This is a genomic window from Streptomyces sp. NPDC047081, from assembly GCF_040643775.1.
In the GTDB taxonomy this organism is placed as follows: domain Bacteria; phylum Actinomycetota; class Actinomycetes; order Streptomycetales; family Streptomycetaceae; genus Streptomyces.
The window spans coordinates 121,264-134,598 of the sequence record NZ_JBEYUY010000009.1 but is presented as its reverse complement, the minus strand read 5'-3'; the positions used below and the strand labels follow the sequence as shown (position 1 = coordinate 134,598).

Sequence of the window (13,335 nt, the reverse complement as noted above, 5' to 3'; positions counted from 1 at the left end):
CCTACCTTTGCCTGCGCCATGCACGCGCCCCCGCGCCAGGATCACCGACCGGCGCCGCCGGCACGGCAATTCGGGGGGCATCCGCGCAGCCAATTCAACGGGTTCGTTTCCATGTCCACACAACCCGTTCGCAGCTATTTCGAATTGTTGCCACGGGCACATCAAAGTCACCGCACAATGCACCCAGTTGTCACGATTCATCCGGACTAAAAGGTGCATAACATCAGTCGACGGCGATGTCGACTTCCCCAACGCTCCGTTATTCGCGGGTACTCGAAGCCGAAAAGCAGGAATGACGTGGGCCGTTTTACGGAATCCCACAGACGACGCTAGGGTGCCTCAGATGTTTCACGCCGCCTCGCCCCCCGGTCAGCACAGAACGCCGCTCCACCCGGCACAGTCGCCGGCGTCCGGAGTGCCGAGACCGCAGCGCGACGCCTTCTTCGACAACGCGAAGTACCTGGCGATCGTGCTCGTGGCGATGGCCCACTCGTGGGAGCCGCTGAAGGGCGACAGCCGCGTCCTGGAGGGCGTGTACACCGTCGTCTACACCTTCCACATGCCGGCGTTCATCGTCATCTCCGGCTACTTCTCCCGCAGTTTCGACATGCGCCCCGACCGCCTGCGGCGGCTGGTCACCGGCGTCCTGGTGCCGTATGTCGTGTTCGAGACGGCGTACTCGCTGTTCAAGCGGTACGGCGACCACGACCCGAGCATGGACATCAGCCTGCTCGACCCCTGGTACCTGACCTGGTTCCTGGTCGCGCTGTTCATCTGGCGGCTGACCACCCCGCTGTGGAAGAGCTTCCGCTGGCCGCTGCCGCTCGCGCTCGGCATCGCCATGCTGGCCTCCGTCTCGCCGGACATCGGCGACGACCTCGACCTGCAGCGGGTGCTGCAGTTCCTGCCGTACTTCGTGCTGGGTCTGTGCATGCGGCCCGAGCACTTCCGCATGGTCCGCACGCGCGCGGTGCGGATCCTGTCCGTGCCGGTCTTCGCTGCCGCGCTCGCCGTCGGCTGGTGGGCGGTGCCGCGCATGAACACCGCGTGGTTCTACCACCGCGACTCCGCGCAGGAGTTGGGCGCGCCCTGGTGGGCCGGGCCGGTCATGACGCTGGCGCTGTTCGGCTGCTCGCTGCTGCTGACCGCCTGCTTCTTCGCCTGGGTGCCGCGCCGGACGATGTGGTTCACGGCGCTCGGCGCGGGCACGCTGTACGGCTATCTGCTGCACGGCTTCCTGGTGAAGGCCGGTGACTTCTACGGCTGGTTCGACCACGGGTGGATGCACCGGCCGCTCGGCGAGATCGCGGTGACGGTCGCCTTCGGCGCGGCGGTCACCGTGCTGTGCACCAAGCCCGTACAGCGGATGTTCAGGTTCGCGATGGAGCCCGAGATGACGTGGGCGTTCAAGCAGGACCCGGCGGAGCTGGCGCGGGAGCGGCAGAAGGCCGAGAAGCAGCGGGAACCGGCCAACGCCTAGAGCTACGGCCGTCCCTCCTCCAGACCGAGAAGTGCGCGCATGTGTGCGTACTTCTCGGTCAGTCGTCTGCGGGTGGGCTCGTCGTCGAGGCGGGCCAGGCGGGCCGGGTCCGCGTTGTGCGCCAGGTCCGCCTCCTTGACCAGGAGGGCACCTGGCGTGCTGCGGATGCGCTCCGCGTACGTTTCCGGGGGCTCCCCCGCGCGCTTGGTGACGGCCAGGACGATGGCCTTCGTGCGGGGGCTCAACGCGGCCTGTTCCAGCCATTGTTCGGAGAGGGCGTCGTCCTCCACCGCGTCGTGCAGCCAGGCCGCCGCGATCTGCTCCTCGTCGCCGCCACGCGCGCGTACCCCGTCGGCGACGGCCCGCAGGTGTTCGGCGTACGGCCGTCCCGCCTTGTCGGTCTGGCCCTCGTGGGCGGCGCGGGCGATCGTCTCGACTTCGGTCGGGGTCAGCCGCGGTGGGGTCGCTGTCACTCCTCCAGTGTCTCCTTGCGCAGGGCCGCGCGGGCCGGGAGGGTCGCGGCGGTCACCCCGAGGACGACGATCGCGCCCGCGAAAGTGCCGTACACCAGCGGGGGTATGTACGGCCCCTGCCCGGTCAGGCCCTTCATCATCGGGACCAGTGTGGCCAGCGCGATGCCCGTGCCGAGGGCGATGCCCGCGAGGGCGACCATGAGGGCCTCCCAGCGGATCATGCGCAGGACCTGGCGGCGGGTGGAGCCGATGAGGCGGAGCGTGCCGAGTTCGCGGCGGCGGTCGAGGACGGTCATCACCAGGGTGTTGACGGCGGCGACGGCCGCGAAGCCGCCGAGGACGCCGGCCATGACGCCGTTGGCCCAGGCGTTGAGCTCGCGGTCCAGGGACTGAGCGGTGGTGTAGTCGCCACGGTCCAGGACGGTGCCGTACGCCTTCAACGCCTGCTGCGTGCCGCCCTTGGTCCACAGTTCGGTGGCGAAGGCCGAGCTGACGTGGGTGGCGAGGTCGGCGCGGGCCATCGTGACCTGGGACAGACCCATGCCGCGTCCGTACGTCGCGACGACCACGGGAGCGGCCTTCGTGCCGTCGGGCAGCCGCAGGTGGAGGCGGTCGCCGACCTTGACGTGGGTGGTGTCGGCGAGGTTGGCGTCGACGGCGATCTCGCCCTGCTTGAGGGAGAGTCGGCCGTGCTCGACGTCGAGATCCTGTACGGCGGTCAGGTCGCGGACGGAGCCTGTCACGCCCTGTGCCGTCGCCTGCTCCAGGGAGCCGGAGGCCGGGACGAGTACCGAGGTCTTCAACAGGCCTATGGCGGCCGTGACTTCGGGCGTGCGGGACGCCTGTCGTACGGCGTCCGGGGTCAGGCCCGGGTCAGCGGTGACCATGTGGTCGGCGAGGATGCCGTCGCGCTGCTGGGCGGCGGTGACGTGGTCCGTGCTGGTCTGCATGAAGATCAGCACGGAGGAGAAGGCCATCGCGAGCACGATCGGGGTGATCGCCGAGGCCAGACGGCGGGCGTTCGTACGGGAGTTGGCGGCGGCGAGGGCCGCGGGGGCGCCGGCTCCGCGCAGGGGCAGGCCGATCAGGCCGGCGCAGGCGCGGGCGACGAACGGGCCGAGCAGCGCGACGGCGAGCATGAACAGGAAGACCACGCCGAGGGCCGCGTTGGCCGCGTCCTCACCGTTGAGGGAGGCGGACAGGCCCGCGCACACGAAGCCGCCGGCCGCGGCGGCGACGCCGAGCGGCGTACGGATCCAGCCGGGGCGCAGCCGTTCGACCGAGGCCTCGCTGAGCGCCTGGCCCGGCTTGATGCGGGAGCTGCGGTGGGCGGCGATGTGGCCGGAGAGGAGCGCGGTGAGCAGGACCGCGCCGGCGGCGGAGACGAGCGGGATCCAGGAGACAGAGAACCGGACGGCCTCCGGGACCGCTCCCCTGTCCTGAAGCTGCCCGAACCACCAGCGGGCCAGGGCGACTCCGGGAAGGCAGCCGAGGACGCCGGCGAGCGGGGCGATCAGGAGGGTCTCGGTGGCGATCGTGCGGCGGACCTGGCGCGGGGTGGTGCCGATGGCACGCAACAGGGCGAATTCGCGGGCGCGTTGGCCGACGGCGAGGGCGACGGTGCCGGCCGCGGTGAAGACGGCGACCATCGTGGCGACGCCGCCGAAGGAGCCGCCGATGCCGATGAGGGTCTCCTTGGCCTCGGCGAGCAGGGGGTCCTCGACGGTGCCGCGGTCGTCGCCGGTGTGGATCTTCGCGCGGGTGCCGAGGGCTTGCGTGACCTGGGACTTGAGGGTGGCCGTGCTGACCCCGGACTTCGGGAGTACGGCGATGGCGTCCACGCGACCCGGGTGGCCGGAGACCCGTACGGCGTCGGAGTCGGCGAGCCAGACGGTGTTCGACTTGGCTCCGGTCGTGCCGGAGACGCGGTAGGTGCGGGGGCCGTCGGGGGTGGTGAGGGTGACGTCCGAGCCGACCGTGCCGTGGGTGAGGACGACCTCGCCGGGGGCGGGGGCGTGGCCGGCGGTGAGCTGCTCGCCGGTGAAGGCGGTGGAGTTCCAGTTGTGGGCGGTGAAGGGGGTGTCGTGCGGGCCGCCGACCGGGAAGGTGACGTCGGCGATCGCGGTGCGGGCGCCGGGGGCCGAGGCCGCCTTCTCGACGAGGTCGGCGTCGAGGCGGGCGCGGTCGGGGAGGGGTTCGCTGTCGGCGTCGTCGCCGTGGCCGTAGGGGGCGCGCTGGTCGGCGGCGGCCACCACGGGGGCGGCGGCGTAACGGGCGGGCGGGACGGTGGCACGGATGCCGGTCTCCAGGAGGATGCCGCATGCCGACACCACCATGGCGGCCATCGCGAGCGCGATGAACGTACCGACGAAGGCGGAGGGGCGGAAACGGAGCGCTGCGCGGGCCAGGCCGTTGGGGGCGAACATCATGGCCTCCGTACGTGGTCGGAGACGGTCGGCGTGGTCACGCGGCGGCCTCCGCGTAGGCGGGGCGGGCCGTGAGTGCCGTCATGCGGGCCGCGATGCGGTCCGCCGGGGAGCGGTCCAGGTGGTCGGCTATCTCGCCGTCCGCCAGGAACAGGACGCGGTCCGCCCAGGCCGCCGCCGTCGGGTCGTGGGTGACCATGACGACCGTCGCGCCGTAGGTGTCGACGGCGTCCCGCAGGAGGGTGAGGATCTCGGCGGCCGTGGTGGTGTCCAGGGCGCCGGTCGGCTCGTCGGCGAAGACGACGTCGGGGCGGGTGACCAGGGCGCGGGCGATCGCCACGCGCTGCTGCTGGCCGCCGGAGAGCTGGCCGGGGCGGCGGCGGGCCTTGTCGGCGAGGCCTACCTGGGCGAGGACCTCGGCGGTGCGGCGTCGGTCGGGGCGGTGGCCGGCCAGCCGCATCGGGAGGACGACGTTCTGCTCGACCGTGAGGGACGGGAGGAGGTTGAAGGCCTGGAAGACGAAGCCGAGGCGGGTGCGGCGCAACGCGGTGAGCTTGTTCTCCTTCATGCCGGTGATCTCCGTGCCGCCGAGCCGGACGGTGCCTGCGCTGGGGCGGTCGAGGCCGGCCGCGCACTGCAGGAACGTGGACTTGCCGGAGCCGGAGGGGCCCATCACCGCCGTGAAGGTGCCGGGCGGGAGGGTGAGGTCGATGCCGCGGAGGGCGTGCACGGCGTTGCCGCCGCGGCCGTAGCACTTGCGGACTCCGTGCAGTTCTACGGCCCAGTCGCCTGACATGCCTGGTTCCTTCCGGTCCGGGGTGATGCTTCGACGCTACGGACCGGAAGGGGGCGCGGACGATGAGGACGGCTGGCGGATACGGGCGGGGGTAAACCCCACCACCGGCACCACGGTCTACAGGGGCTTCGCCGCCGCCGTCGGGCCTTCGCGGCAGATCAGCAGCAGGGCCCGGTCGTCGTTGACGTCCCGGGCGACCGCCTCGATGAGGTGCCAGGCGGCGCCGTGGAAACCGCCCGCGACATACCGGTCGGCCTCCCCGGTGAGGCGGTCGATGCCCTCGACGATGTCCCGGTCGGAGGTCTCCACCAACCCGTCTGTGAACAGCATCAACACGTCCCCGGGCCGCAGCGATCCCTTCACGGGGTCGAACTGCGCACCGTCGTACACACCGAGGAGCGGCCCCTCGGCCGCCTTCTCCTCCCAGCGGCCGCTGCCCGCGCTGAGCTGGAGGCCCGGCGGATGGCCCGCCGAGTACAGCTCGTAGTCGCCGGAGTCGAGGTCCAGGACCAGGTGGATCGAGGTCGCGAAGCCCTCGTCCCAGTCCTGGCGGAGCAGGTAGCCGTTGGCCGCGGGGAGGAAGGCGTGCGGGGGCAGCGAGCCCAGCAGGCCGCCGAAGGCGCCCGACAGCAGCAGCGCGCGCGAGCCCGCGTCCATGCCCTTGCCGGAGACGTCGGTCAGGACGACCTCCAGGGTGCGGCCGCCGTTCGTACGGGACGCCACCACGAAGTCGCCCGAAAACGACTGCCCGCCGGCCGGCCGCAGGGCCATCTCGCGGTGCCAGCCCTCCGGCAGCGTGGGCAGCTTGCTCTGCACCCGGATCCGCTCGCGCAGGTCGAAGAGCATGGTCCCGCCGCGCCGCCACGGCACCCCGACCCGGCTGCGGAACTGCGCCACGAGCAGCCCGAAGAAGCCGCAGGCGGCCACGACCAGCACCACACCGGGCGTGACCCGCGAGGGCCCCTCGGTGTAGGGGCCGAGTTTGACCGACTCCACGATCAGCGCGGTGGCGGCGGCCGCGTACAGGCCGAGCAGGCTGGCCGGGCGCAGCAGCAGCCCGCCCGCGACGATCGGGACGACCAGGGCGGCCGGTGAACACCACACGGAGTTCACGAGGGTCACGCCCGCGATCAAGGGGATCGTCAGCAGCAGTCCGGCGAGCGCGACCCAGTCCGAGCCGTCCCCGCGGAAGTAGTCCACGGCGCTTCTGCGCAGGCCGGTGCGGACCCGGTGCCACTGGATCCTCAACCGGGCCGTGAACGTCTCGGCCGCCGCGCGCCGCTCTCGTCCTGCTGCCATTAGTTCGGGACCTTATCCGTCGGACCCGCCACTTGGCACAGGAGGTACGACTTGTCCCCCATCCGAGGTTCAACTTCACAGTCACCCTTCGGACAGTGAACGCCCCGTTTTGTGCAAGGGCGTTCACGACTTGTCCGGAGAAATTCCCTCGCCCGCCCCGCGAGGCCCTGGTAGGCATGGTTCATGGGGACTGACTTGCGGGTGCTCGCGGACAGCGAGTGGGACGAGTGGTACGACAACCTGCTCCGGGCCTTCGGCGGAATGCCGGAGTCCGCCGAGGAGCGGGCGCTGTGGCGTGAGCTCACCGAGACGGAACGGTCCGTCGGCGTCTGGGACGGGGACCGGTGCGTCGGGACCGCCGGGGCGTTCAGCTTCCGGCTGACCGTGCCGGGCGGGGCCTCGGTGGCCGCGGCCGGCGTCACCATGGTCAGCGTGGCCGCGACGCATCGGCGGCGCGGGGTGCTGAGGTCCATGATGCGGCGGCAGCTGGACGACGTACGGTCCTGGGGCGAGCCGCTGGCCGTGCTGACGGCGTCCGAGCCGGCGATCTACGGCCGGTTCGGGTACGGCGTCGCGACACAGCAGCTGGCCGCCGAGATCGACACGACCCGCGTCACGTTGTCCGTGCCGCCCGGCACCGACGACGTACGGCTGCGGTACGCCTCGCCGACCGAGGCGCTGGGCGCCTGCGAGGCGGTGTACGCGCGGCTGGTGTCCCGGCGGCCGGGGATGGTGGCGCGGATCCCGGGCTGGGAGCGGCTGTGGGTGCTCGACCCGGAGGGCGAGCGGGACGGCGCGTCGCCGCTGCAGTGCGTGCTCGCGGAGCGGGAGGGCGAGGTCGTCGGGTACGCGCGCTTCCGGATCAAGCCGGAGTGGGACCACTCCGGCCCCAAGGGCACGGTGGTCCTGTCGAGCGCCGAGGCCCTGGACCCGGCAGCGCACGCCGCGCTGTGGCGGTTCCTCTTCGACATCGACCTGACGTCGACACTCAGCACGCACGGCCGGCCGGTGGACGAGGCGTGGCAGTACATGGTGTCCGACCTGCGCCGGTGCGGGCGGCGGGTCAGGGACTCGTTGTACGTCCGTCTCGTGGACGTCGGCGGCGCGCTCGAGGCCCGTACGTACCAGGCGCCGGTGGACGTGGTGTTGGAGGTCGAGGACGTCTTCTGCCCCTGGAACAGCGGGCGTTGGCGACTGACCGGCGACGCGAAGGGCGCGTCCTGCGCGCGGACCGAGGACACGGCCGATCTCGCGCTGTCCGTACGGGAGTTGGGCTCGGCGTACCTCGGTGGCGTGAGCCTCGACTCGCTCGCGGCGGCCGGCCGGGTACGGGAGCTGCGCCAGGGCGCGCTGGCAGAGGCGTCGCTCGCGTTCGCGTCGACGGTGGCGCCTTGGCTGCCGCACGGGTTCTAGGGCCTGTCGTCAGATTCCCGTCGTCCGCCCGAAGGGCGGGCCGCGCGGCGTGTGGTGCGTGCGATCGCAAGGCGCCGGAGCCGCCCTCGATGGGGGTGCACCCGCGCGAGCCGCGCGAAGCTCGGTTCGAGCGTGGGGGAGGAGCCACGTGGGCGGTTCGGCAACGCGGCGAGCGCGCGTGCCAGACGCCGCGCGGCAGGCGGGAATCTGACGACAGGCCCTGGCTCAGCGCCCCTGGCAGGCGGGGCACCAGAAGAGGTTGCGGGCGGCGAGGTCGGCGGTGTGGATCTCGCCGCCGCAGATGTGGCAGGGCAGGGTGGCCCGGCGGTAGACGTACACCTCGCCGCCGTGGTCGTCGACGCGCGGCGGGCGGCCCATCGCCTCCGGGGTGTGCTCGGGGCGGACGGTATCGATCCGGTTGTTCCGGACACCCTCGTGCATCAGCGCGACGAGGTCGGCCCAGACGGCGTCCCACTCCGCCGGGGTGACGTCCTTGCCGAGGCGGTAGGGGTCGATGCCGTGCCGGAAGAGGACCTCGGCGCGGTAGACGTTGCCGACGCCGGCGATCACCTTCTGGTCCATGAGGAGCGCGGCGATCGTCGTACGGCTGCGGGAGATCTTCCTGTACGCCGACTGCGGGTCGGCGTCGGCGCGGAGGGGGTCGGGGCCGAGGCGGGCGTGTATGGCGTCCTTCTCGGCGTCCGTGATGAGGGCGCAGGTCGTCGGGCCGCGCAGGTCGACGTACGACGTGCTGTTGGCGAGGCGGAGGCGGACGGTGTCGGTGGGCGGGGGTGCGGGGGCGTCACCGAAGCCGACCTTGCCGAACAGCCCGAGGTGGATGTGGACCCAGTCGGTGTCCCGGAACCCGAGGAACAGGTGCTTGCCGTGCGCCTCGGTACGGGTGAGCTCGGAGCCGTTCAGCAGCTCGGCGGCGTCGGAGAACTTGCCCTGGGGACTGGTGACGCGTGCCGGCCGGCCGGAGAAGCGGTCGGCGTAGTCCAGCGCGAGCCGGTGAATCGTATGCCCCTCGGGCACGGTTCCTGTCCTTCCAGCCCCCTGGGGGCGATCAGTCCTGCTGCGGGTGGTGCGCCGGGATCGGCGGCAGGTCGCCCGTCGTCTCGTAGTCCGCCAGCATCTCGATGCGCCGCACATGCCGCTCGTCGCCCGAGAACGGCGTGCCCAGGAAGGTCTCGACGAACTTCGTCGCCTCCTCCTCAGTGTGCATGCGCGCGCCCACCGCCACGACGTTGGCGTTGTTGTGCTGCCGGCCGAGCGACGCGGTCTCCTCGCTCCAGGCGAGAGCCGCCCGCACGCCCTTCACCTTGTTCGCGGCGATCTGCTCGCCGTTGCCGGAGCCGCCGATCACGATGCCGAGGGCGTCGGAGTCCGCGGCCGTCCTCTCCGCGGCGCGGAGGCAGAAGGGCGGGTAGTCGTCCTGGGCGTCGTAGATGTGCGGGCCGCAGTCGACGGGGTCGTGGCCGGCCGCCTTCAACCACTCGACGAGGTGGTTCTTGAGTTCGAGGCCGGCATGGTCGGAGCCGAGATACACGCGCATGGCTCCGAGTGTGACATGGCGGTTTCGGGGCAGCAGCCCGGGGTGTCGACCAGGAAAAATTTGAGGCCAACCACAGAACCTCAAGAAAACCTCAAGTAACGATCCGGATTCAAAGGTTCACGAATTTCTTTGCCTGCGATTCACTGGCCCAACTCGTACAGACCCCAGTACGGGAGACCGCTCACCCGGCGCAAAGGAATTCCCCCCATGACTTCCGGGCTCCAAGCAGGCCTCAAGAACCGCCATCTGTCGATGATCGCCATCGGCGGCGTCATCGGCGCCGGCCTCTTCGTCGGCTCCAGCTCCGGCATCGCCACAGCAGGCCCCGGCATCCTCCTGTCGTACGCCCTCGTCGGCACGCTCGTCGTCCTCGTGATGCGCATGCTCGGCGAGATGTCCGCCGCCAACCCCACCTCCGGCTCCTTCTCGGCGCACGCCGACCGCGCGCTCGGCCGCTGGGCCGGGTTCTCCATCGGCTGGCTGTACTGGTTCTTCTGGGTCGTGGTGCTCGCGGTGGAGGCCACCGCCGGCGCCAAGATCCTGGAGGGCTGGATCCCGGCCGTACCGCAGTGGGGCTGGGCGCTGATCGTGATGGTCGTGCTGACCGCGACGAACCTCGTATCGGTCGGCTCCTACGGCGAGTTCGAGTTCTGGTTCGCCGGGATCAAGGTCGTGGCGATCGGCGCGTTCATCGTCGTCGGCGCGCTCGCGGTGTTCGGCGTGCTGCCGGGCGTCGACAGCGACAAGGCGGGCCTGGGCAACCTCACCGACCACGGCGGCTTCCTGCCGAACGGCCCCGGCGCGATCCTCACCGGCGTACTGCTGGTCGTCTTCTCCTTCATGGGCAGCGAGATCGCGACGCTGGCGGCCGGCGAGTCCGAGGACCCGCAGCGCGCGGTGACGAAGTCGACCAACAGCATCATCTGGCGGATCGCCGTCTTCTACCTGGGCTCGATCTTCGTCGTCGTCACGCTGCTGCCGTGGAACGACCCGTCCATCAAGGACAAGGGCTCGTACGTCGCCGCCCTCGACTCCCTCGGCATCGCGCACGCCGGTCAGATCATGAACTTCATCGTGCTGACGTCCGTGCTGTCCTGTCTCAACTCCGGCCTCTACACGGCCTCCCGGATGGCCTTCTCGCTCGGCCAGCGGGGCGACGCGCCGAAGGTGTTCGCGAAGACCACCTCGCGTGGTGTGCCGATGGCGGCGATCGTCGCGTCCGTCGTCTTCGGCTTCGTCGCCGTCTTCTTCAACTACAAGTTCCCGGACTCGGTCTTCCTCTTCCTGGTCAACTCCAGTGGTGCGGTTGCCCTGTTCGTGTGGCTGGTGATCTGCTTCTCGCAGCTGCGGATGCGGCGGATCATCCAGGCCGAGGCGCCGGAGAAGCTGGTCGTGAAGATGTGGCTGTACCCGTATCTGACCTGGGCGACGGCCGCGTTGATCGTGTTCGTGCTCGGCTACATGCTGACCGACACGGAGCACGACGGCCGCGAGACGGTACTGCTGTCGCTGCTGGTCGCAGCGGTCGTACTGGCCATCGCCTTCGTGAAGGAGAAGGTGCGCGGCGGACGGACGACGGCGGCGGTCGAGGACGAGGCCGAGGCCAAGTCCAAGGACGCCGTCAAAGCACCGTGAAGCTGTCCTTGACCTTGTCGTAGGTCTTGACCGCCTGGGCCTCCACGTCCGGGTGGTACCAGATGTTGACCTGGTACGACCTGCCGTCCTGGTTGAAGCCCAGCTGACGGGCGTGCCACGGAACGCCGTTGACGGTGACCGTGTACTCCCAGACCACGGCCGGGTTGCCGTGGAAGGTCGTCTGCTCGAAGCGGATCTTCCGGTAGTCCTGCCCTTTGTGGGCGTCCTGCTCCGACTGCTCCCAGGTCTTCACCAGGTCGCCGCGGGCCACCGAGGACTTGGCGACGAGTTCCTGGGCGCCGTCCGGGGACGTGTAGTGCACATCCGCCCCCGTCTTCACGTTCCGCTGCCAGCCCTTGGGGGTGGCCCAGGCGTATCCGGCGGCCTCCTCGTGTGTGCCGGGCGGCAGGGTGCGGGGGCGGGTGGTGCCCTCGACGGTGGGCGAGGGGCTCGTGGCGGACGCGGACGGCGAGGTCGAGGACCCGCCCGCCTTGTCGTCGCCGGGCGACCCGGAGTTGGCGAGCAGCAGCACGACGACGACCGCGGCGACGGCGGCGACACCGGCGCCCGCGAAGACTCCGATACGACGACGGTCGCGCCGGGGTCCGCCGGGCGCGGGCGGGCCTGACGGACCCGGCTCCTCGGCCTGGCGCTCGGGTGTCCTGAGCGGGTGGGAACCGAGAGCGGGACGCGTACGGCGCTCGTGGTCGGCGCCGTTCGGGTGCGCGGGGCGCTGGGTCACCGGCCCCGCGGCGCGGATCAGGGAGACACCGCCGCGTTTGACGGTGGTGGGCTCGGAGTTGACGGGGCGCTCGGCGGGCTCGTCCGCGTCCGGGACGAGGGTTGCCGGGTGCGCGGCGGACTCGTCCGCGTGGAGCGCGGGGCTCCCCCGGAAGGGCGCCGGGACGGACGGGGTCTCGGAGCGGGCGTCCGGGCGGAGTTCGGAGGGGACTTCCGTGGAGGCGCTGGGGACGGGCGGCTCGTGGGAGGTGCGGTGGCCGAAGTCGTGGGTGTCCCTGTGGTCCGGCGGGATCGCGTCCTCGATGGGCTCCGGTTCGGGTTCGGGTTCGGGTTCGGCCGCGGGCTGTGGCTGCCTGGGGTCCTGGACGGCTCGTACGAAACGGGTCTCCAGGTAGGCGGGGGTGGGTGACTCGTTCGGGGACCACGGGGACGGAGGGGTGGGTTCCTCTGCCTGCTCAGGCTCCTGCACCGCCTGGTCTTCCCGGACTTCCCGAGTCTCCGGCACCTCTGTGGCTTCCGGTGGTCCCGGCGTCGGCTGCGGTGCTCGCTTCTCCAGGGCTACGGCGTATTCGCCCTCCGACGGCTCGGACTCCAGGTCTCCTGACGGCTCCTCCTCCCCCGGCTCTCCCCCGCCCACCGGCAGCGTCGGCGTGGACGCGGGGAACGCGAGCGGCCGCAGGGCCTCTTCCAGGTCCGCGAGGCCCGGCCTGACCTCCGGTTCCTTCTCCAGGAGGGCCGCCAGGACGTCGCTCAAGGGCCCTGCCGCGGGCGGGATTTCGGGCTCCTCGTAGAGGACCGCGTGCAGGGTCGCCAGGGTCGTGTCGCGGGAGAAGGGCGAGCGGCCCCCCAGCGCCGCGCACAGCGTCGCGCCGAGGGACCAGATGTCCGAGGGCGGGCCCTGGGGGCGGCCGGAGACCCGCTCGGGGGCCATGTAGTCCGGCGAGCCGACCAGCATGCCGACCATCGTGAGCGCCTTCGCGTCCTGGATCGCGGCGATGCCGAAGTCGGTGAGGACGATGCGCTCGCCGAGTTCACCGGCGCCCTCGACCAGGACGTTGCCCGGCTTGATGTCCCGGTGTAGGACTCCGCGCGCGTGCACCTGGCGCAGGGCGGCGACGAGTCCCACGCCGATGCGGGCCGTCTCACGCGCGCCCAGCGGGCCGTCCTCCACCATGATCCGTTCCAGGGAGCGGCCGTTCACCAACTCCATCACGATCCACAGGCGTTCGCCCTCGTCCACCACGTCGTAGACCCGTACGACGTTGGGGTGGTCGATCCGCGCGGTCGCCCTGGCCTCGCGCAGGGTGCGTTCACGGCGGGTGCGGGTGTCCTCCGCGTCCAGGCCGTCTATCCGCATCTCCTTGACGGCCACCGGGCGATCGAGCATTTCGTCGGCGGCTCGCCACACCCGCCCCATTCCCCCCTGCCCGATACTTTCGACCAGCCGATAGCGGCCCGTCACCAGAAGCCCTGGAACACCGCCGCTCCTCAAATTCCCCGGCAAATCCACCGCACCC

10 protein-coding genes are annotated in these 13,335 nt (G+C 71.2%); 3 read left to right on the top strand and 7 right to left on the bottom strand.

Annotated features, from left to right (window positions below; all coding sequences use genetic code 11):
• Nucleotides 1-343: 343 nt before the first annotated feature.
• Entirely contained in the window at nt 344-1,480 is a 1,137-nt protein-coding gene (locus tag ABZ848_RS19240) for an acyltransferase family protein (protein WP_360833194.1), read from the top strand.
• Between the two features lie 2 nt (nt 1,481-1,482).
• Here ABZ848_RS19240 and ABZ848_RS19235 read toward each other — a convergent pair whose 3' ends face one another.
• From ABZ848_RS19235 to ABZ848_RS19220, 4 genes are all read right to left on the bottom strand, one after another.
• Nucleotides 1,483-1,953, bottom strand: a complete 471-nt coding sequence (locus ABZ848_RS19235; RefSeq protein ID WP_360833192.1) for an HD domain-containing protein — start codon at nt 1,951-1,953, stop codon at nt 1,483-1,485.
• Entirely contained in the window at nt 1,950-4,382 is a 2,433-nt protein-coding gene (locus ABZ848_RS19230; protein ID WP_360833190.1) for an FtsX-like permease family protein, read from the bottom strand. The genes ABZ848_RS19235 and ABZ848_RS19230 overlap by 4 nt, the downstream gene beginning before the upstream one ends.
• A gap of 34 nt (nt 4,383-4,416) precedes the next feature.
• Nucleotides 4,417-5,175 carry an ABC transporter ATP-binding protein gene (locus ABZ848_RS19225; protein ID WP_360833188.1) on the bottom strand — a complete coding sequence of 253 codons (759 nt, stop codon included), beginning with the start codon at nt 5,173-5,175 and terminating at the stop codon, nt 4,417-4,419.
• A gap of 117 nt (nt 5,176-5,292) precedes the next feature.
• The gene (locus ABZ848_RS19220; RefSeq protein ID WP_360833186.1) at nt 5,293-6,474 is read right to left on the bottom strand and encodes a PP2C family protein-serine/threonine phosphatase; all 1,182 of its coding nucleotides are present in this window, start codon (nt 6,472-6,474) and stop codon (nt 5,293-5,295) included.
• Between the two features lie 183 nt (nt 6,475-6,657).
• Between ABZ848_RS19220 and ABZ848_RS19215 the strand changes: the two genes are divergently transcribed.
• Nucleotides 6,658-7,887, top strand: a complete 1,230-nt coding sequence (locus ABZ848_RS19215; protein WP_360833184.1) for a GNAT family N-acetyltransferase — start codon at nt 6,658-6,660, stop codon at nt 7,885-7,887.
• Between the two features lie 225 nt (nt 7,888-8,112).
• On the opposite strand, the gene ABZ848_RS19210 is transcribed toward ABZ848_RS19215, so the two are convergent.
• Together ABZ848_RS19210 and ABZ848_RS19205 are read right to left on the bottom strand one after the other, a co-directional pair.
• Nucleotides 8,113-8,922 carry a DNA-formamidopyrimidine glycosylase family protein gene (locus tag ABZ848_RS19210; RefSeq protein ID WP_360833182.1) on the bottom strand — a complete coding sequence of 270 codons (810 nt, stop codon included), beginning with the start codon at nt 8,920-8,922 and terminating at the stop codon, nt 8,113-8,115.
• 31 nt (nt 8,923-8,953) lie between these two features.
• Nucleotides 8,954-9,442 (bottom strand): ribose-5-phosphate isomerase, encoded by a 489-nt coding sequence (locus ABZ848_RS19205; protein WP_360833180.1) that lies wholly within the window; start codon nt 9,440-9,442, stop codon nt 8,954-8,956.
• A 207-nt stretch (nt 9,443-9,649) separates the two neighbouring features.
• On the opposite strand from ABZ848_RS19205, the gene ABZ848_RS19200 reads away from it, so the two are divergent.
• Complete coding sequence (locus tag ABZ848_RS19200) at nt 9,650-11,077, top strand: amino acid permease (RefSeq protein WP_360833178.1); 1,428 nt, start codon at nt 9,650-9,652, stop codon at nt 11,075-11,077.
• Here ABZ848_RS19200 and ABZ848_RS19195 read toward each other — a convergent pair.
• Entirely contained in the window at nt 11,064-13,283 is a 2,220-nt protein-coding gene (locus tag ABZ848_RS19195) for a protein kinase (protein WP_360833532.1), read from the bottom strand. The two genes, ABZ848_RS19200 and ABZ848_RS19195, sit on opposite strands and share 14 nt — an antisense overlap.
• Between the last annotated feature and the right edge of the window lie 52 nt (nt 13,284-13,335).

What these genes read in the sequence shown, in the direction of transcription:
- ABZ848_RS19240 (WP_360833194.1), top strand. Translation starts at nt 344, where the DNA reads ATGTTTCACGCCGCCTCGCCCCCCGGTCAGCACAGAACGCCGCTCCAC.
- ABZ848_RS19220 (WP_360833186.1), bottom strand. Translation starts at nt 6,474, where the DNA reads ATGGCAGCAGGACGAGAGCGGCGCGCGGCGGCCGAGACGTTCACGGCC.
- ABZ848_RS19215 (WP_360833184.1), top strand. Translation starts at nt 6,658, where the DNA reads ATGGGGACTGACTTGCGGGTGCTCGCGGACAGCGAGTGGGACGAGTGG.
- ABZ848_RS19200 (WP_360833178.1), top strand. Translation starts at nt 9,650, where the DNA reads ATGACTTCCGGGCTCCAAGCAGGCCTCAAGAACCGCCATCTGTCGATG.
- ABZ848_RS19230 (WP_360833190.1), bottom strand. Translation starts at nt 4,382, where the DNA reads ATGATGTTCGCCCCCAACGGCCTGGCCCGCGCAGCGCTCCGTTTCCGC.
- ABZ848_RS19205 (WP_360833180.1), bottom strand. Translation starts at nt 9,442, where the DNA reads ATGCGCGTGTATCTCGGCTCCGACCATGCCGGCCTCGAACTCAAGAAC.
- ABZ848_RS19225 (WP_360833188.1), bottom strand. Translation starts at nt 5,175, where the DNA reads ATGTCAGGCGACTGGGCCGTAGAACTGCACGGAGTCCGCAAGTGCTAC.